Consider the following 20,093-nt stretch of genomic DNA (forward strand, 5'->3'; position numbering starts at 1 on the left):
GGAGCCAATTTGGCTCCATTTTTGTTTTTAATATACCAATATGGCATTGGCATTTATGACAGAAAATCTAGCTTAATTAAGTTAAATGCCATAAGTCTGACTTATGACCCATTAGAGTAAATCATTTCCGCTAATAATTGTTTCTCGCTAATATTCCGCATATAAATTGAATAACTATTTGGAATTTATGCATGATTACGATTTATTTTCAGGGGATATTATTGGGTGCAGCAATGATATTGCCATTAGGGCCACAAAATGCATTTGTTTTACAGCAGGGAAGTCGTAAGCAGTTTCATTTAATGAGTGCATTGTTATGCTCTTTAAGTGATGCCGTTTTAATTAGTGCTGGTGTTTTTGGTGGTAGTGCATTACTGAGTCAGTCAGAAATATTAATGCAATTGATAACTTGGGCTGGGGTATTGTTTCTTTTGTGGTATGGCTATGGTGCATTCCGTATTGCAATGAGCCCAGATGAGACAATTCTTCAAGTTGAAAACCGAGTGATTACTCGGTGGAAAGTAATTGTAACTTTGTTTGCCGTGACATGGTTAAACCCACACGTGTACTTAGATACTTTTGTTGTGTTAGGTAGCGTAGGTGGCCAACTAGAAAGCCAGCTACGGCCTTGGTTTACCGCAGGTGCACTGACGGCATCCTTTGTTTGGTTTTTTGCTTTAGCTATATTAGCTGCATGGTTTTCACCTGTACTTAATAAACCTCGTTCACAACGCTTGATCAACGTATTTGTTGGTAGTGTTATGTGGTTTATTGCTGTTCAGTTAGCATTGCAAGGCTTAAAAGGGTTTTAAAAGACAATATTACATCAACAGATTGAAAACGCCTTTCAGTTTCTTATTATTCTGAACTACGTTTTTTATTTAGTGTGATATTGTTAAGTTGTATTGAGGGATAGTTTGTTATGAACTATCCTTTTTTTAGCGATAAATAATATCATTGGGAGGTTCTGTGAAATTAAAGTCTTTAGTTTTTGCTACTATGGTAGCTGGTGCTGCGGTTCCGGGCTTCTCATTCGCCGATCCACTACCGAATGGCCCACATATTACGACATCAGGGAACGCAATCGTAAAAGCAGCCCCTGATATGGCAACACTGAATATTTTGGTCGAGGTAACAGCAAAAGATGCGGCTGCGGCTAAAGCGGGTGTTGATAAACGAGTCGCTGAGTATTTTGAATTTTTGAAGAAAAATGGCATTGAAAAACAAGATATTAATGCTGCTAATGTGCGTACTCAGCCAAAATACGATTACAGTAGTGTGAAGCAAAAATCGACGATTGAAGGTTATACTGCAACACGCTCAGTGGAAGTTAAGGTTAAAAAACTTGATCAACTGAATACTTTATTAGATGGCGCTTTAGCAGCTGGTCTTAATGAAATAAACTCAGTACAGTTTGGTGTTGCTAACCCGCAACAGTACCGTGATGAAGCACGGTCTCAAGCGATTAAAAATGCGACAGAACAAGCCAATATCTTAGCGAAAGGTTTTAATGTTCAGTTAGGCCCAGTGTATAGCATTAACTATAATGCGCCAGCTGCGGTGCCATATCCAATCGCTGCAAGAAATTACGGTGGGGCAATGAAAGCCTCTGTTGCTCAAGACCTCAAAGTTGATGAGACCTATGAACAACAGAGTATTGATTTTAATGACCAAGTGGATGTGGTGTTTGAGTTGAAACGTTAATTTTCAGAGGCTATATCATCTTCTTGTTTTAACATTTGGCGCCCTGTTTTCAATAGGGCGTCGGTTACTCTCTTCATTGTACGGCTTTCAGGTGCGAACCGGTGCCAATACAGCATGCGCCTTTGGCATAACCCCGGCGTTAAATCAACCAATTCACCATTTTTCAGCTCATCTGCTATTTGCAAATGAGGGATCATGCAGCAAGTTGAACCTTGTTTCGCCAGTTGGACAAAGGCTTCGGATGAATTTACGATATGGCAAGGAACACTCCCCGGTGATAGCCCAAAATTTTGTTGTACAAAGGCTTGGTGCATATCATCTAAATGGTCAAATGCAACCGCGGGGGCTTTAAGTAATGAAGAACGAGTTACACCATCAGGGAAATATTTAGCGGCAAAGTCAGGGGAAGCGACAAAAATGTAGTCGAGAGCACCGAGTTTATCAACTAAGCAGCCGGGTAATGCTTGGGGTTGAATACTGATAGCACCCACGACTTCACCACGCCTTAACCTTTCCTGAGTTCGTGTTTCGTCTTCAACTTGTATATTTAGCCGAATAGGGCTATTACCCAGTACTGGGTTTAACGCGGGTAGCAACCAAGTTGCTAAGCTGTCTGCGTTAACGGCAAGGGACAGAAGAAGTGGTGTTGAGCCCCCATTTTCATCGCCAAGCCATTGTTCCTCTAATAGTTCTACTTGATGAAGTAGCGCTAGCAGTTTTTGCCCTTGTTCTGTTGGATGAGGCGGAACAGTGCGGACAAGTAAAGGTTGCCCAAACAGGTTCTCTAGCTGCTTGATACGTTGTGAAACAGCAGATTGTGTGATGCAAAGTTTCTGAGCCGCACGCTCAAAGCCGCGTTCACGAATGACGGCATCCAGTGCTTGTAACGCGCGATAATCAGGGCGCTTCATCGAAAAGATCTCCTTATTGTTATTCTATTCGAGGCTATTGACCTTTGCTGTTCCATAAAAATAGATGGGGAAAACACACAAGGCGAATTTCCAACTCAGTGTAAAAGCTCAGCTAGGGTTATTAACAAAGAGCAGTAACCTTAAATCACTATGCCATATTTTTAGTGATAACACTTGAAAATATTATTGTTGCTAGATAAATCCCAAAAACAACGGCATAAATGTAAAGAACAATACTGCAACTTAGCCAGTGTCCGGTATATACTAGCTATTCATAACCTTAATCACGACTCAATTAATTAGCAAAAGGCATGATCATGACTCAGGACGAATTAAAAAAAGCGGTAGGTTGGGCAGCACTCGATTACGTTAAACCGGGTACTATTGTTGGTGTTGGAACGGGTTCAACAGCTTCTCATTTCATTGATGCTTTGGCAACGATGAAGGGGCAAATAGAAGGGGCGGTATCCAGTTCAGAAGCATCAACCCAAAAGCTAAAATCACTGGGGATCACTGTATTTGACTGTAATGAAGTTGATTCATTAGATGTTTATGTCGATGGCGCTGATGAAGTCGACCATCATATGAATATGATTAAAGGTGGCGGGGCAGCCTTAACAAGAGAAAAAATTGTTTCAGCTATTGCAAAAACATTTGTCTGTATTGTTGACCAATCCAAATTAGTTGATGTTTTAGGTAAGTTCCCATTACCCGTTGAAGTGATCCCTATGGCTCGTAGCTATGTGGCACGTGAGTTGGTGAAATTGGGGGGGACCCCTGAATATCGTCAAAATGTCGTAACTGATAACGGAAATGTGATTTTAGATGTCCATAATTTAAGCATTGTAGACCCTGTTGCATTAGAAAATACTATCAATGGTATTGCTGGCGTGGTGACTGTTGGGCTATTTGCTAACCGTGGTGCAGACGTCGTATTAATGGGAACCTCTGATGAAGGGGTTAAAACTATTAAGTTATAATTTATGTTATAACAAATAGATAAATTCAGCGTCTTAAAATAAGTCAGTAGATGTCATATTTACTGGCTTTTTTTATGTTTGATTGTGAATTGAGCGGGTGTTATTTCTGAGATAGCACTAAATTAATTAACCAGTTTTATAAATATCGATGATTTGAAATTTATTTCATTTTTTTTAATACCCCGTTATTTTGGTGATATATCTCACACTAATGCGCATTGTGCAGGAAAAAAACTTATTTTGTGTTACTGCTCCTGATTTTCTACCGTTTAACTTCTTTTTCTTTGCTATTTTTAGTATCCATAAAGCAAACGGTTGTATTGATACTGCGCCGTTTTTTGTTATGTTGGTATAGCTGCATACTTCAAGGTGGGTGGATGTCGATTTTTACAGGTGCTTTGAAGAATGCGAAGCAAACATGCAAATTCATCGGTTATAAATTATTAGTACGTTCATGATAGGGTAGGGGAAATGGTCAAGGTATCTTTGCAAAAAGACAAAATAAAATTTTTACTGCTAGAAGGTGTGCATCAAAGTGCGGTTGAGAACCTAAAAGCAGCAGGTTACACCAATATTGAATACCACAAAAGCGCGTTATCCGACGAAGAATTAAAAAAAGCGATTAAAGATGCACGTTTTGTTGGTATCCGTTCCCGTACTCACCTTACTGAAGAGGTTTTTGCGGCAGCAGAGAAATTAGTTGCAGTCGGCTGTTTTTGTATCGGGACTAACCAAGTTGATTTAGATGCTGCGGCAAAACGCGGTATTCCAGTATTTAATGCGCCATTTTCCAATACTCGTTCCGTTGCAGAAATGGTGTTAGGTCAACTATTACTGTTATTACGCCGTATTCCCGAAGCGAATATGCAAGCACACCGTGGGATATGGGAAAAACAAGCTAAAGGCTGCTTTGAAGCTCGTGGTAAGCGTTTAGGAATTGTTGGATATGGTCATATTGGTACTCAGTTGGGGATCTTAGCTGAAGGGATCGGTATGAATGTTTTCTTCTATGATATAGAAAACAAATTGCCATTAGGTAATGCAACTCAGGTCCGTTCTTTAACTGAACTGCTTAATATGAGTGATGTCGTGAGCTTACATGTACCTGAAACAGCAAGCACCAAAAATATGTTTGCTAAAGAGCAGTTTGACCGTATGAAGCCGGGTTCTATTTTTATTAATGCTTCTCGAGGTACAGTGGTGGATATCCCAGCATTGGCAGCTGCGCTGGAAAGCAAGCATTTATCAGGTGCCGCCGTTGACGTATTCCCAACAGAGCCAGCGGCGAATAATGACCCGAACGACCCGTTTATCTCTGAATTAATTAAATTCGACAATGTGATTTTAACACCGCACATTGGTGGCTCGACTGAAGAGGCTCAGGAAAACATCGGGTTAGAAGTTGCAAGTAAATTAGCAAAATACTCAGATAATGGTTCAACGTTATCTGCTGTTAACTTCCCTGAGGTTTCACTGCCAGTACATACCGAGGATACTAACCGTTTCTTGCATATTCATGAAAACCGCCCAGGTATTCTTAATAGCATTAACCAAGTATTTACGGAGAATAATATCAACGTAGTTGGGCAGTATTTACGTACAGCTGGTAATGTTGGCTATGTGGTGATCGATGTGTTAACGCAGAGCCCAAGTCAAACAGATGATGCCTTAGCTAAGCTAAAAGCACTGCCAGGCACTATCCGAGCACGTTTGCTGTTCTAAATTAGCATTGGTTGCTTTTACTTGATGATGATGGCGCAGGTATTAATTACCAGCGCCATATTTTTTGTGGCGTAATAATTTCAGGTAACGGAATATCCCAGTGCGCTACGGGAAGTGCCTCGACCTGCTGGCAATCATGGGCTAAGCCGATGGGGTAAAAACCGGTTTGTTGCCAATGAGCTAATGTCCTATCATAAAACCCACCCCCCATTCCTAATCGCTGCCCTTGGCTATCAAAAGCCACAAGGGGAATGAACATGATATCCAGTTTTTCTATAGGGAGTACATCTTGTACATTGAGTGGGGGTTCATCAATATTAAAGCGGTTTTTGACTAACTGTGTTTTTGCGTGATAGCGAAGAAAAAGTAAATGATGGCGGCTGAAAGGGTGTAAAACAGGAAGGTAAACCTGTTTGCCTTGTTCCCACAGTGCACTAATTAATGGCCTAGTATCAATTTCACCATCAAACGAGAGAAATAGAGCAATGCATTTCGCTGAGTTAATCTTTGGGTGTTGTAAGGCATTCTTCATGACCAGTTGAGCGGCTAACTGTTGTTGTTTCGTGGTTAATTGACGACGAGCCTGACGGATGGATTGGCGTACTTGCTGGCGTTGTGTGGAAAGGGCATCTTGCATATGAAAACCTACTCTATCAGCAATAGGAAATAATTAACTATTTAGAGTATATCGCAAGGCGAAAATTATTGTAGAAAAGTAAATCGTCTGAATCAATACGACGTTGTATTATTGGTGTGTGTTATTAAAGGTAAATAGGAATACAGTAGAGGGTCTCCAAGATGCCGTTGTAGGCTGTAACCCTTGAACCCTTGGTTCAAGGTGAACGCAGTTTAGCAACCTTTAGGCTTCCTGAACGAATCAGGCATGCTCACCAGCGCAATAACCACATTCTGTTTGGTAGAAATATCGGCTCAGGGGACTCGCCCACTCACGCGCATCTCAGAGAAATTTGGTTTGAGTACTTTCGTTACCCAGTGATTTCATTGTACAAAACTAGATTTAAAATGCAACCTTAATTTTGGATATTTTTTTCTACTAGTGTCTGATTAATAAGCGAATTTACTCTAGGGGCAATACTTGCCTCTCAGTAATTTTTACCTGATCATGCAACGCTTGTTCAATAGTATGTTGCAACATTTTTATCTTTTCTTCCATATTATAAGCATAATCACGCGTTTTTGTCTTTTCTTGTGCTAATTCGTGACAGACGTTCAATGCTACGATAAAAATAAGTTGTTCCATATTGGTGACACCGCTTCTATCTTTTAGGTTCTGCAAGCGCTGTTCTAATTCTTTAGCCGACTCAAGAAGGGCTTCCTTTTGTTCTGCAGGGCAGTTGACTCGCAGTGAGCGCCCAAAAATTTGAATGTCGACAGGTTGTGCGGACATGTTACCTCCATACTGAATAATGTTCGCCATAAATACAACATATTTGGCGCAATTAATAGATAAGACAAAAGCATACTGGTCTAGCGGCTATCCTTGATGGTAGCATATCACGAATCATAAGCTAACATGACGAATTCAGATGTCTATACAAAAATCTTTACCAAACTATGAAACACTGGACAAACTGTTACAACAGCACTCAATAGCACTTACCGCAGCTGAAATCCATGGTCTAATAACGGGGTTAATTTGTGGTGGTAGCCGTGATCATAGCTGGCAAACATTAGTCCATGACCTTGCTAACGATGGTTTAGCATTTCCTCAAACAATTTCACAGCCACTACGTGATTTATTTGACACCACTTTTGAGTCGCTAGATGACAGTGAATTTGCATTTACTATGCTATTCCCTGATGAAGACGCCTCTATTTTTGACCATGCAGACGCATTAGCGGGTTGGGTTAATCACTTTTTATTAGGCGTTGGGGTGGCTCAACCCAAACTGGCGGATAAAAAAGAGATTGCAGAAGTTATTACAGATTTACGTAATATCGGAATGCTTGGGTATGACGAAGACGAAGACCAAGAAGAGCTTGAGCAAGCGCTAGAAGAAGTGGTTGAGTACGTCAGGGTTGCGGTACAGCTATGTTATATCGCATTAGTTGAGCCAAATAAAGGCCCAACAGCGGTTGAGAATAATAAGCCTATCCTTCATTAATTCTAATCGCGTCAGTTTTACACATGAGCTCTGTTTTATCACTAAAATAGGGGAACTTAGAGCTGGCTTATCCAGCTTTGGGTCATTGTCGCCAGCGCGTATTGTTCGCTAGCATACTATTAGCAACATCATAATTCAGATAATAAGGCAAAAACGGTATGAATAAACAGGAATTTATTTCTCGTCGTAACGCATTATTGGCAAAAATGCAGTCAGGTAGTGCAGCAATTATTTTTTCTGCCCCGCCTGCACAGCGCAATGCGGATTGTGAATACCCTTATCGTCAGCACAGTGATTTCCTTTATCTGACCGGTTTTAGCGAGCCTGAAGCTATATTAGTCTTAATTAAAAGTGATGAAAAACATAGCCATACTGTTCTTTTTAATCGGGTTCGCGATTTAACAGCTGAAATTTGGTTTGGGCGTCGTCTTGGTCAAGAGGCCGCTCCTGAAAAGCTAGGCATTGATAAAGCCTTACCATTTAACGAAGTTGAAGAGCAGTTGTATCAGTTACTCAACGGATTAGATGTGGTTTACCATGCTCAAGGTGAATTTGCTTACGCAGATAAACTCGTTTTTGATGCACTAGATGTTTTACGTAAGGGAAGCCGTCGTAATCTGCGTGCGCCAGAAACTATGGTGGATTGGCGTCCGATTGTGCATGAAATGCGTTTATTTAAATCGGAAGCAGAAATTAATACGATGCGCGAGGCAGGGCGGATTTCAGCCCTTGCACATATCCGAGCAATGGAAACTTGTCGGCCAAATATGTATGAATACCAGTTATGCGGTGAGTTAGAGCACGAATTTACCCGTCATGGTGCACGTTTCCCTTCTTATAATTCTATTGTTGGAAGCGGTGAAAACGCGTGTATTTTGCATTACACCGAAAATGAATGCCAAATGAAGGATGGTGAGCTGGTATTAATTGATGCAGGGGCAGAGTTTGAGGGATATGCGGGGGATATTACGCGTACATTTCCTGTTAATGGCAAATTTAGCCAAGCTCAGCGCGAAGTCTACGATATCGTGCTGAAAGCTCTAAATACCGCATTAGAATTGTATCGCCCGGGAACGAGTATGCATGAGGTTACTCGCCAGATTGTGCGTATCAAAACCGAAGGCTTAGTGGCCTTAGGTATTTTACAAGGCGATGTCGATCAATTGATCGAAAACAAAGCATATCAAGCTTTCTTTATGCATGGTTTAAGTCATTGGTTAGGGCTAGATGTGCATGATGTCGGTTTTTATGGGACCGATAGAGACCGTATACTTGAGCCTGGGATGGTATTAACCGTCGAGCCTGGTTTATATATTGCACCAGATGCTGATGTGCCTCCTCAATACCGTGGTATCGGCATACGTATTGAAGACGATATTGTGATCACTGCAGAGGGCAACGAAAATCTGACAGATCTGGTCGTGAAAGACCCAGATGAAATAGAAGCTTTAATGTTGCAAGCAAAACAGCGTTTGGTTTAAAAAGAGTTATTAATAAAGGTAAGAAATAACGCATGAATGTGATTATCGTGGGGGGCGGAATGGCGGGCGCGACGTTAGCACTCGCTATTTCTTCCCTTAGCCAAGGAAAGTTATCGGTTTCACTCATCGAGGCCGCTTTACCGGAAGGCAAACACCCTGGGTTTGATGCTAGAGCCATTGCATTAGCACATGGTACTTGCCAGTATTTATCAAAAATAGGGGTGTGGCCTGCATTCTCAGATTGTGTGACACCGATTAATCACGTTCATGTTTCTGATAGAGGGCATGCGGGTTTTGTCAATATTGCCGCAAAAGATTATCATATTGCCGCATTGGGTAATGTGATTGAGTTACATGAGGCTGGAACCCGTTTATTCTCCCTTCTGCGTAAAGCGCCGGGGGTGACATTATACTGCCCCGCCAAAGTCGAAAGTGTTCATCGTGAACAAGGCTCTGTTAGCGTGACTTTGGACAATGGTGATACAGTAACTGGTCAATTATTGGTTGCCGCTGATGGTAGCCATTCTGCGATTGGTAAAGCATGTAACATACAATGGCAACAGGATGATTATGGGCAAGTAGCCATCATCGCTAATGTGAAAACGGCGGTTGACCCAAAAGGCCAAGCATTTGAACGCTTTACTGAATTTGGCCCCCTTGCACTATTACCTATGTCACAAGGGCGTAGCTCTTTGGTTTGGTGCCACCATCAAGAACAAGCTGATGCCATTAATGCATGGGATGATGCAACATTCATTCACAGGCTACAACAAGCATTTGGTTGGCGTTTAGGTGAGGTTGTGATGGCCGGTAAGCGTCATTGCTACCCATTAGTATTACGCAAGGCACTGACACCGGTCAGCCACCGAGTGGTACTGGTTGGTAATGCAGCACAAACATTACACCCTATTGCAGGGCAAGGCTTTAACTTAGGGCTCCGTGATGTTATGCAATTAGCTCAAACGGTGGTGAATGCACATGCTGATAATCAAGATATCGGCAGCTATTCGTTGTTAAGTCAGTACCAACAAATACGGGCTCTCGATAGGGACAAAACCGTCACAATGACCGATGGGTTAGTACGCATATTTGCTAACCGTTGCTTACCACTGATTGTTGGCCGTAATTTAGGCTTAATGGCAATGGAAATGTTGCCACCCGCTCGCGATGTTTTGGCGCGCCAAACATTGGGTTGGGTTACACACCAATAACCACGAAATAGAGAGGAAATTAATAACATGCAATCATTTGATGTGGTTATCGCTGGCGGGGGTATGGCTGGACTTGCGCTGGCTTGTGGTTTAGAAGGCAGTGGCCTACGTATCGCTGTGGTTGAAAATACCCCCCCTAAATGCACATTTTCAGCGGTAGAACCTTACGCATTAAGAGTGTCGGCAATTAATGCAGCGAGTGAGAAATTACTTACTCACTTAGGTGTTTGGTCAGCTATTAAAGAAATGCGAGCCTCAGCTTACGGTGGTATGGAAGTCTGGGATAACGACAGCTTTGGCCGTATTACATTTTCTGCTAACGAACAAAATTTGACTCATTTAGGTCATATTGTTGAGAATAATGTGGTGCGAGATGCTTTATGGCATAAAGCGTCTCAACTAAGGGATGTAACGTTATTAGCGCCTGCAGCGATAAAAAAAGTGGCTTGGGGGGAAAATGATGTTTTTATCACATTAGAAGATGAAAACATGCTGACGGCAAGGCTAATAGTTGGGGCTGATGGGGCAAACTCATGGTTACGTAGCCATGCTGATATCCCGCTGACTTTTTGGGATTACGAGCATACTGCGCTTGTTGCAACGATCAGAACCGAAAAACCCCATGAGGGGATCGCAAGGCAAGCTTTTAATGGTGAAGGCATTTTAGCGTTTTTACCTTTAAGTGACCCACACCTTTGTTCTATTGTTTGGTCACAAGGGGCAACGGAGGCTGCAAGGCGACAAACGTTAGATAAGGCAAGTTTTGATAAAGAGCTCGCAGTGGCGTTTGATTTACGTCTTGGTCTTTGCCAATTAGAAAGTGACAGGCTAACAATACCATTAATAGGGCGTTATGCTAGGCAATTTGCCGCTCAACGCTTAGCTTTATTAGGTGATGCGGCACATACTATCCACCCATTGGCTGGTCAAGGCGTTAACCTTGGTTTTATGGATGTGGCGATGTTAATTGGTGAAATTAAACGCTTACATCGGGAGGGTAAAGACTTTGGCCAATATCTCTACTTGCGTGATTATGAGCGTAGTCGAAAACACAGTGCTGCATTGATGCTAGCGGGGATGCAAGGTTTCCGAGAGCTATTTGAGGGGAATAACCCTGCGAAGAAACTGCTGCGTGATATTGGTTTAGTTTTGGCTGATAGTTTGCCGGGTGTTAAACCCCAGTTATTGAACCATGCTATGGGGTTATCTGATATGCCTAAATGGTTGGAAAAACTATCATTAGAAGAGTCGCTCTAATTTCTTGTTCAGTAAAGGTATAGCGCCAGTTATACCTTTATCTTGTCATATTAAATTCCAAGTCTGTTAATACATATTCTGTTGCCAGAAATAACTCGTATTGTTTAATCCCTGATCCTGCCATGGTCTTTCGTTTAATTTGCTATTTGGGCGCAGTATTATTTTCACAGTATGACTGAAAAAAACTAATTGCAGCCACATTTCGCATTAGTTTTACTTATTTTGCTCGTTGGGTTTTGCTCTCCAATTTTATTCATAAAGAATATAATCTGGTTGCTTTTTAATCTATTCTGCCTTGATTGTAAGCATTTTGAGTGATCATTCTCAATTATTTAACAAAAAGCACTGGTAAAAGTAGGATGTAATCAGTAATACAGTGGAGCAGTAGCCCTATTTTTTTTTATAGAATCTAGCCGCGAACAATGGTAGGTTTTTAAAAATGTTATCGTTTGCGTCAGGTTAGTAATGCCAATTGATTAATCGATAATAGGTATTCTTAACCACGCAATCACCCTGTCATATAAATAATGTAAAGAGGGTATTCATGGTAAAGCAAACAACACTATATGAAGAGCATATAGCCTGCGGCGCAAAGATGGTGGATTTTCATGGCTGGATGATGCCGTTGCATTATGGTTCTCAAATCAATGAACATAATTTCGTCAGAACCGATGCAGGGATGTTTGATGTTTCCCATATGACTATTGTCGATTTACATGGTGAAGGTTGTCGTGACTTTCTTCGTTATCTACTCGCTAACGATATCAATAAACTTACAGAGAAAGGTAAAGCCTTGTACACGGGTATGTTAAATGCATCCGGTGGGGTTATTGATGACCTGATTGTTTATTATTTGGAAGAGGGTTTCTATCGTTTGGTGGTTAACTCTGGGACAAGGGATAAAGACATCGCATGGATTGAGCAGCACGCAGCGGGTTATGCTGTCGAAATTCGTGTACGGGATGATTTAGCCTTATTGGCAGTTCAAGGCCCTCAAGCTCAGCAAAAAGTACACTCCTTGCTCAGTGATGAGCAAAATAAAGCCATTGCTGGCATGAAACCTTTCTATGGTGTCCAAACAGGGGATTTATTTATCGCCACGACAGGGTATACCGGTGAAAAAGGTTATGAAATTGCGATGCCGAAAAATCAAGTTGTTGGTTTTTGGCATAAGTTATTAAAAGCGGGTGTCCATCCTGCTGGCCTTGGCGCACGTGATACATTGCGTTTAGAAGCAGGTATGAATCTCTATGGCCAAGATATGGATGAAAGTATTTCCCCTCTAGCCGCGAATATGGGGTGGACGGTTGCTTGGAAACCGGAAGACCGCCAATTTATTGGGCGTGAGGCATTAGAACAATTACGCGAACAAGGAACTGAAAAACTCGTCGGTATTGTGATGCGTGAAAAAGGTATACTGCGAGCAGGGCAAGTGGTCCGCTTTACTGATGAATTGGGTAAATTACAAGAGGGGGTAATCACGAGTGGTTCTTTCTCTCCAACTCTCGGATTTAGTATTGCGTTGGCGCGTGTCCCTAACGGAATTCAAGACAAAGCGATTGTTGAAATTCGACATCGAGAAATGCCAGTTGAAGTGGTTAAACCGGGCTTTGTCCGCGAAGGTAACTGCTTAGTGTAATTTGGGGTAACCCGATAAACAAATTTTAAAATTGAGAGGCAAATAATGAGCAATACACCTAAAGAATTATTGTATACCCGTGAACATGAGTGGCTGCGTGATGAAGGTAACGGTGAGTATACCGTTGGTATTACTGAGCATGCGCAAGAAACTCTGGGTGATATGGTGTTTGTTGATTTACCTGAGGTTGGTAGCGTGGTTAGCGCAGGTGATGACTGTGCTGTTGTGGAATCCGTAAAAGCGGCATCTGATATCTACGCACCTTTGAGCGGTGAAATTGTTGCAGTTAATAGCGACCTGAATGATTCACCTGAACTAGTAAATGAACAGCCTTATCAAGAAGGTTGGATTTTCCGAATTAAAGCGTCGGATACCTCTGAGCTGGCGGACTTAATTGATGCGGCGGGTTATATCTCAATGATTGAAGTCGAAGAATAATTTATTCGTCATATTTTGTGTTGTGGCGGTGTTGGCTGCACTCGACAACTCGGGTCACATACTAGTGTATGCTCCCCAAGATTGTCTCCGCTTGCCGCCTAGCCACAACGCAAACTATTTAGAATAAATACTTTCAGTATGAGTTATAAGATGAATTATTTATAGGGTTTATTAATACGTTTGTTTTGTGGGTGTTGGCTGCACTTGACAACTCGGGTCACATACTAGTGTATGCTCCCCAAGATTGTCTCCGCTTGCCGCCTAGCCACAACGCAAACTATTTAGAATAAATACTTTCAGTATGAGTTATAAGATGAATTATTTATAGGGTTTATTAATACGTTTGTTTTGTGGGTGTTGGCTGCACTTGACAACTCGGGTCACATACTAGTGTATGCTCCCCAAGATTGTCTCCGCTTGCCGCCTAGCCACAACGCAAACTATTTAGAATAAATACTTTCAGTATGAGTTATAAGATGAATTATTTATAGGGTTTATTAATACGTTTGTTTTGTGGGTGTTGACTGCACTCGACAACTCGGGTCACATACTAGTGTATGCTCCCCAAGATTGTCTCCGCTTGCCGCCTAGCCACAACGCAAACTATTTAGAATAAATACTTTCAGTATGAGTTATAAGATGAATTATTTATAGGGTTTATTAATACGTTTGTTTTGTGGGTGTTGACTGCACTCGACAACTCGGGTCACATACTAGTGTATGCTCCCCAAGATTGTCTCCGCTTGCCGCCTAGCCACAAGATGAACTATTTAGAGAGTTGAAAAACATAATTAGCAAGCAACAAGTCGTTACCTCGCAAGTTCCGTAATAACCGCCCTACAACTTATGCATAGCAGACAAAGGATGGGAACACAGATATGTCGATGTCACTGAGTCAATTAGAAAACCGTTCAGAATTTATTTCACGCCACATTGGTTCATCAGAACAACAAATAAAAACCATGTTAGATACTGTGGGTGCAACCTCATTAGATGCTTTGATGGACAAAATTGTTCCTAAAGCAATTTTACTTTCAGAGCCACCAAGAGTAGGTGGTGGGGCAACTGAACAGGAAGCTTTAGCTGAATTGAAAGCTATCGCATCACTGAATAAACGCTTTAAAAGTTATATTGGGATGGGTTATGCACCCGCGGTGCTTCCCCCTGTTATTTTGCGTAACTTATTGGAAAACCCCGGTTGGTACACAGCTTACACGCCATATCAACCTGAAGTTTCACAAGGCCGCTTAGAATCATTACTTAATTTCCAGCAGTTAACGATTGACCTTACCGGATTAGACTTAGCATCAGCCTCATTATTAGATGAAGCGACTGCGGCGGCTGAAGCCATGGCGATGGCAAAACGAATTAGTAAGTTAAAGAATGCTGAACGTTTCTTCGTTGCTGATGATATTCACCCGCAAACCCTTGACGTTGTAAAAACACGAGCCGGTACCTTTGGTTTTGAAGTGATTGTTGATAGTGCAGAAAAAGTTCTTGAACATGAAGGGGTGTTTGGGGCCTTGTTACAACAAGTGGGCACAACCGGTAATATCCATGATTACAGTGAACTATTCGCAACATTAAAACAGCGCCAAATCGTTAGCTGTGTTGCTGCAGACATGATGGCATTAGTGTTATTAGCTGCACCGGGTAAACAAGGGGCCGATATCGTATTTGGCTCAGCGCAGCGTTTTGGTGTACCTATGGGCTATGGTGGTCCACATGCAGCTTTCTTTGCTTGCCGTGATGAGTTTAAACGTGCAATGCCGGGGCGTATTATCGGTGTGTCACGCGATGCCGCGGGGAATACAGCATTGCGTATGGCGATGCAAACCCGTGAGCAGCATATTCGTCGTGAAAAAGCGAATTCAAATATTTGTACCTCACAAGTTTTGTTAGCCAATATTGCGGCTATGTATGCGGTTTATCATGGTCCTGAAGGTTTAAAAATGATTGCTGGGCGTATTCATCGCTTCACATCAATCTTTGCTAAAGCTTTAGCCGAAGCGGGGTTCTCATCACGCCATAAAACTTGGTTTGATACTTTAGCAGTTGAAGTGGAAGATAAAACCGCAGTATTAGCCCGAGCAGAAAAAGCAAACATCAATTTACGGACGGATATTCGTGGAGCCGTGGGGGTCACCTTTAGTGAAGTCACCACTCGCCAGGACTTAAATGAGCTGTTTACGGTGATCACGGGTATTGACACTAAATTGGATTTTGAAAAATTAGACCAATCTGTTGCAAATCAAGAACACGCCATTCCAAAATCTATGCAACGGGCAGATGAAATCTTAGTTCATCCGAATTTTCATCGCTATCACAGCGAAACAGAAATGATGCGTTATATGCATAGCCTTGAGCGTAAAGATTTAGCGTTGAACCAAGCGATGATCCCGCTGGGGTCGTGTACGATGAAGCTTAATGCAGCCGCGGAGATGATCCCGATTACATGGCCAGAATTTGGGGAGCTACATCCATTCTGCCCTGTGGACCAAGCACAAGGCTATCATCAAATGATTGAACAGCTTTCTCATTGGTTGGTGCAATTAACGGGTTACGATGCGGTTTGTATGCAACCTAACTCAGGTGCACAAGGGGAATATGCAGGGCTGCTCGCTATCCGCCGTTATCATGAAAGCCGTAATGATGGGGGGCGGAATATTTGTTTGATCCCAGCTTCCGCTCATGGAACCAATCCAGCGTCTGCCCATATGGCAGGTATGGAAGTCGTGGTTGTACGTTGTGATGATGAAGGGAATATCGACTTAGACGATTTACGCGATAAAGCGCAGCAATATAGTGATGTACTTTCTTGTGTCATGGTGACTTATCCATCTACACATGGGGTTTATGAAGAAAGTATTCGCGAAGTCTGTGAAATTATTCATCAATATGGTGGGCAAGTTTACCTTGATGGAGCAAATATGAATGCTCAGGTTGGGTTAACGACACCGGGCTTTATTGGCGCGGATGTGTCTCACTTAAATTTACATAAAACATTCTGTATTCCTCATGGTGGTGGCGGTCCAGGTATGGGTCCAATTGGGGTGAAAAAACATTTAGCTCCGTTTGTACCAGGGCATTCAGTAGTTGAACAAGAAATGGTCACAGACCAAGGTGCAGTTTCTGCTGCTCCATTTGGTAGCGCTTCTATTTTGCCCATTAGCTGGATGTATATCCGAATGATGGGCTCTTATGGCTTACGCAAAGCGAGCCAAGTGGCTATTTTGAATGCGAACTATATTGCTAAACGCCTTTCCAGCCGCTATGACATTTTATATACAGGGCAAGATGGTTACGTTGCTCATGAATGTATCGTTGATTTACGCCCAATTAAAAAGGATACCGGCATCAGTGAGCTTGATATAGCTAAACGGTTGATTGACTATGGTTTTCATGCCCCAACCATGTCTTTCCCTGTGGCAGGCACGTTGATGATAGAACCAACGGAATCGGAATGTATCACTGAAATCGACCGTTTTATTGAGGCGATGTTAGCAATACGGGATGAGATTGACCAAGTGGTTGAAGGGCAGTGGACGCTTGAGGATAACCCTCTGGTGAATTCTCCTCATGTCCAAACCGAGCTAACGCAAGAATGGCCTCACAGTTATAGCCGTGAATTGGCTGTGTTCCCGACGGCGCAAACCAAAGCTAATAAATATTGGCCAGCGGTTAAACGTCTTGATGATGTGTATGGCGACCGTCATTTACATTGCTCGTGTGTTCCGATTGAAGAGTATATGTAAGATATAATTTAAAGTGCTCATATCATGTTGAGCACTATCAATAAATTAGTTATAAGGCTTGAACTCAATATTAGACTGAGTCAGGCCTTTTTCTTTAATATATTCACATGATAAATTAAGGTGAATACTGGGTGATCCCCGTATAGTTTTTACCTTGATAAACTTTCTCAACGTCACCGGTCGGTATTGTTACGCGATAAACCCCACCATTTAGGTCTGCGACATACATTAATTGAGCAGGTTTATCATAAGTGAGACCGATAGCTTCTTTGAAACCACGGCTGATAACTTTGTGATTATTGACGCCATGCGCCGTCACATTTGCACAATTTAAACTATTACCATCCGGTTCGGCACCTCTATCCGTCCAATATAAAAGACAGGCTTCTTCATCAAGTAATAGGTCAATAGGCTCAGGTAGGCGATCAAGTAATAGTTCAATATCAGTTCGGTTCTCGGGTGGTTGCTGAATGTTTGGTTTTAGTGGTGCTCTGAAAATACGACCAAGATTACCTTTTGGCGTCCCTTTTTGTGTCCAATAAACCCAATTGTTGGGAATATCTAAAGAAATACCGACACACTGGTCTAAAATATCAACTTGGTTTTGCTTATTTCTGGGCCTTGCCACATGAGTTTGCAAGTTTGAGCCATCGACATGGCAAGAAGCAACTTTTCCCCCTTCGCGATCACACCAATATAGCCTTTGATTGATTAAATCGAGTTGTAGCTGTTTTGGTGTTCTGACATCTCCATGACCTAACAACATTTTTCGCCCACTACCATCGAAGTTCATTACGTTAATTGAACCATCATCAGCGTCATAATCCTCTCCCATATTACTCCAATAAATTAATTTATTCGTTGGGTCGACGGCGATACCATCTGGTGTTCCACCTAATTGTTCTATTAGGCATGTAATTTGATAGGTTGATTTATTAAACTGAATAATGGCTGGAGAATGGACATCAAGTAACAATAGATAAGGGGATGAGCTAATTTTATTCATTGGCATATGTCACCTAATTGATAATCAATACATCACGTGAATGTTTGTTTAAACCATAGGTAACATCTTATTAATTAGCAAACTATTAAATGTATTAAAAATTAGTTTTGAAGGAGGTTATAGGATTTTTATAAGCGACCGTTAAGCCGCTTATCGGGAATTACAGTAACCAGCCTTTTTGCTGGGCTTGCTCTAACTGTAATTTAAGTTGTTGATAAAAATCAGGAAGAATTTGCTCTATATAATCACATTTACTGATTACTTGCTCAAGACGGATGTTGTTTTCAACCCAGCTTTGCCCTTGATTATGTAAATTCATCAGCATTGGCATAGCCCTATCAATCGCATTGGCGTAAATGGACTCAGGAGTTTCAAGCGCATCATATTCATTCCATAATGCTAAAAGCGTTTCAGCTTGCGGGCTAGGCAATAGGTTGAAAATACGATTAGCCGCTTTAACTTCTTCTTCATGGATAGCGTCACGAGCAGCATTATCGAATACCATGACATCACCTGCGTCAATTTCAACTATGTCGTGAACTAATGCTAATTTAATCGCATGCTCAATGTTAACACCTTGAACATAAGGGGCGAAGCTCATGGCTGCAACTGCAAACTGCCAGCTATGTTCGGCAGTATTTTCTTGGCGTTCGCGATTCAATAACTTATTTTTACGGTAAATACTTTTGAGCTTATCTAATTCCATTAAAAATTGGACGACCTCGGTAAAAGCCCCAAACTTGATAACCTCAATAGGCTCGTTACCTAATACAGATGACATAAAAACCCCAACTATTTTTCTTCTAATGAATATGGCAACGGTACGATAGTTAAATGGCTTTGCTCATCACCCATAACGCGAAAAACACTGTCAGGTTCCATATCGTTATTCATAATGATTTGCACATATATTTTGCCATCCCCTAAGCGAACCGTGGCAAGAACTGTCCCAGTACGGCGCCATTTATCGCCGAGTTGCCATTCAACGCCTTCACCAATATTTGGGAGTGTTGAACCTGTTCCTTTTAACAAATACATTGCGCGTTTATTGGCACCACGAAATTTGGCCCTAGCGACCATTTCTTGACCCGTGTAACAGCCTTTTTTAAAGCTAATTCCATCAGGAAGAGCTTGTAAATTAGCCGCTTGAGGTAAGTGTTGAGCGCTATTTTCTTGGTCTATAACGGCAAAGCCTGCTTCGATATCGAGTGCTAACCACTGTTCATCACTGACTTGTGGGGCACCGAGTGTCTGCACTATTGTCTGTGCTGTTGCCTCTGTTGTAACCACTAAAAAACGTTCTGTAGGTAATGAAAAATAGAGTAAAGTCGAATCACCGTCAGTGACTACTTGGTTTTGTTCGTCAGGTAAAACGCTAAAGACTGCTGAAAGTGCTGGTCTTGCTCCTTTACCCGCTACCCCAAGTAGCTTAAGCTCATTTTTTTTCTCAAATGTTACTTTGGAAAAAACCGCATATTTTTTGAGTTCAGCGAGTTGCGTATCAGCAATACTGCTTCTTAATAAATAAGAGAACCCTTCTAAATGATGGAATAATCGCAGGTCACTCCACATTTTACCTTTTGGGTCGCAATGGGCAGTTAATGCATGTGATTGAGTGAGTGTGGCAACATCTGCGGTCACTTGGCCTTGTAAATATTTTTCTGCGTCTAGGCCATGAAGGTGGATAAGTTCCCAGTTTTCCAGTGAAATCAAAACGAGCGGTAAAGAGTGTGATTCAAAGGGAAATTGTTGTGTACTATCAATATCAATTTGGGTAGTCATGATTTCACCTGTTGTTCTTTGATAGATAAAGGTGCTTAATGGTAAAATAGCTAGATAACATTGCAAGTAGTTATTATGATA

Annotated in this window: 17 protein-coding genes and 1 other RNA gene; 11 read left to right on the forward strand and 7 right to left on the reverse strand. The window is 41.8% G+C overall.

The features are described from left to right. The first annotated feature begins 191 nt into the window (after positions 1-191). Together argO and M1F14_RS09925 are read left to right on the forward strand one after the other, a co-directional pair. Positions 192-812 (forward strand): arginine exporter ArgO, encoded by a 621-nt coding sequence (gene argO, locus M1F14_RS09920; RefSeq protein WP_042845070.1) that lies wholly within the window; start codon positions 192-194, stop codon positions 810-812. Positions 813-969: 157 nt separating this feature from the next. After that, positions 970-1,704, forward strand: a complete 735-nt coding sequence (locus tag M1F14_RS09925) for an oxidative stress defense protein (RefSeq protein ID WP_042845068.1) — start codon at positions 970-972, stop codon at positions 1,702-1,704. Here M1F14_RS09925 and M1F14_RS09930 read toward each other — a convergent pair. After that, on the reverse strand, positions 1,701-2,615 hold the full coding sequence (locus M1F14_RS09930; RefSeq protein ID WP_042845066.1) for a LysR family transcriptional regulator ArgP: 915 nt from the start codon (positions 2,613-2,615) through the stop codon (positions 1,701-1,703). The genes M1F14_RS09925 and M1F14_RS09930 overlap by 4 nt on opposite strands. Before the next feature lie 317 nt (positions 2,616-2,932). On the opposite strand from M1F14_RS09930, the gene rpiA reads away from it, so the two are divergent. Together rpiA and serA are read left to right on the forward strand one after the other, a co-directional pair. Beyond that, on the forward strand, positions 2,933-3,595 hold the full coding sequence (gene rpiA / locus M1F14_RS09935) for a ribose-5-phosphate isomerase RpiA (RefSeq protein ID WP_042845064.1): 663 nt from the start codon (positions 2,933-2,935) through the stop codon (positions 3,593-3,595). A gap of 471 nt (positions 3,596-4,066) precedes the next feature. Further along, positions 4,067-5,317 (forward strand): phosphoglycerate dehydrogenase, encoded by a 1,251-nt coding sequence (gene serA, locus M1F14_RS09940; RefSeq protein WP_042845062.1) that lies wholly within the window; start codon positions 4,067-4,069, stop codon positions 5,315-5,317. A 46-nt stretch (positions 5,318-5,363) separates the two neighbouring features. Here the strand turns inward: serA and M1F14_RS09945 are convergent, their stop codons facing one another. From M1F14_RS09945 to zapA, 3 genes are all read right to left on the reverse strand, one after another. Then, on the reverse strand, positions 5,364-5,954 hold the full coding sequence (locus M1F14_RS09945; protein ID WP_042845060.1) for a 5-formyltetrahydrofolate cyclo-ligase: 591 nt from the start codon (positions 5,952-5,954) through the stop codon (positions 5,364-5,366). Between the two features lie 149 nt (positions 5,955-6,103). After that, positions 6,104-6,285: non-coding RNA, 6S RNA (ssrS, locus tag M1F14_RS09950), on the reverse strand. 110 nt (positions 6,286-6,395) lie between these two features. Next, positions 6,396-6,725 (reverse strand): cell division protein ZapA, encoded by a 330-nt coding sequence (gene zapA / locus M1F14_RS09955; protein WP_042845059.1) that lies wholly within the window; start codon positions 6,723-6,725, stop codon positions 6,396-6,398. A gap of 139 nt (positions 6,726-6,864) precedes the next feature. Here zapA and M1F14_RS09960 point away from each other — a divergent pair, with 139 nt between their 5' ends. From M1F14_RS09960 to gcvP, 7 genes are all read left to right on the forward strand, one after another. Continuing rightward, complete coding sequence (locus M1F14_RS09960; RefSeq protein WP_042845057.1) at positions 6,865-7,443, forward strand: YecA family protein; 579 nt, start codon at positions 6,865-6,867, stop codon at positions 7,441-7,443. Between the two features lie 158 nt (positions 7,444-7,601). After that, entirely contained in the window at positions 7,602-8,924 is a 1,323-nt protein-coding gene (gene pepP, locus M1F14_RS09965; protein ID WP_042845055.1) for a Xaa-Pro aminopeptidase, read from the forward strand. A 32-nt stretch (positions 8,925-8,956) separates the two neighbouring features. Beyond that, the gene (ubiH, locus tag M1F14_RS09970) at positions 8,957-10,135 is read left to right on the forward strand and encodes a 2-octaprenyl-6-methoxyphenyl hydroxylase (protein WP_042845054.1); all 1,179 of its coding nucleotides are present in this window, start codon (positions 8,957-8,959) and stop codon (positions 10,133-10,135) included. A gap of 27 nt (positions 10,136-10,162) precedes the next feature. Continuing rightward, positions 10,163-11,392 (forward strand): FAD-dependent 2-octaprenylphenol hydroxylase, encoded by a 1,230-nt coding sequence (ubiI, locus tag M1F14_RS09975; protein WP_042845053.1) that lies wholly within the window; start codon positions 10,163-10,165, stop codon positions 11,390-11,392. 544 nt (positions 11,393-11,936) lie between these two features. Then, positions 11,937-13,031, forward strand: coding sequence for a glycine cleavage system aminomethyltransferase GcvT (gene gcvT / locus M1F14_RS09980; RefSeq protein WP_042845051.1), 1,095 nt, complete (start codon positions 11,937-11,939; stop codon positions 13,029-13,031). Positions 13,032-13,076: 45 nt separating this feature from the next. Continuing rightward, positions 13,077-13,469 carry a glycine cleavage system protein GcvH gene (gene gcvH / locus M1F14_RS09985; protein WP_042845049.1) on the forward strand — a complete coding sequence of 131 codons (393 nt, stop codon included), beginning with the start codon at positions 13,077-13,079 and terminating at the stop codon, positions 13,467-13,469. Positions 13,470-14,347: 878 nt separating this feature from the next. Further along, positions 14,348-17,224: an aminomethyl-transferring glycine dehydrogenase gene (gene gcvP, locus M1F14_RS09990; RefSeq protein WP_042845048.1), complete on the forward strand. Its 2,877-nt coding sequence runs from the start codon at positions 14,348-14,350 to the stop codon at positions 17,222-17,224. 115 nt (positions 17,225-17,339) lie between these two features. Here gcvP and M1F14_RS09995 read toward each other — a convergent pair whose 3' ends face one another. The 3 genes from M1F14_RS09995 to ygfZ form a co-directional block, all read right to left on the reverse strand. Beyond that, positions 17,340-18,230: a hypothetical protein gene (locus M1F14_RS09995; RefSeq protein WP_225832977.1), complete on the reverse strand. Its 891-nt coding sequence runs from the start codon at positions 18,228-18,230 to the stop codon at positions 17,340-17,342. Between the two features lie 160 nt (positions 18,231-18,390). Continuing rightward, positions 18,391-19,011: an HD family hydrolase gene (locus tag M1F14_RS10000; protein WP_042845046.1), complete on the reverse strand. Its 621-nt coding sequence runs from the start codon at positions 19,009-19,011 to the stop codon at positions 18,391-18,393. Positions 19,012-19,022: 11 nt separating this feature from the next. Then, complete coding sequence (ygfZ, locus tag M1F14_RS10005; RefSeq protein ID WP_181468667.1) at positions 19,023-20,012, reverse strand: tRNA-modifying protein YgfZ; 990 nt, start codon at positions 20,010-20,012, stop codon at positions 19,023-19,025. Positions 20,013-20,093: the final 81 nt, after the last annotated feature.

Source organism: Providencia sp. PROV003 (genome assembly GCF_045040775.1).
Lineage (GTDB): Bacteria > Pseudomonadota > Gammaproteobacteria > Enterobacterales > Enterobacteriaceae > Providencia > Providencia huashanensis.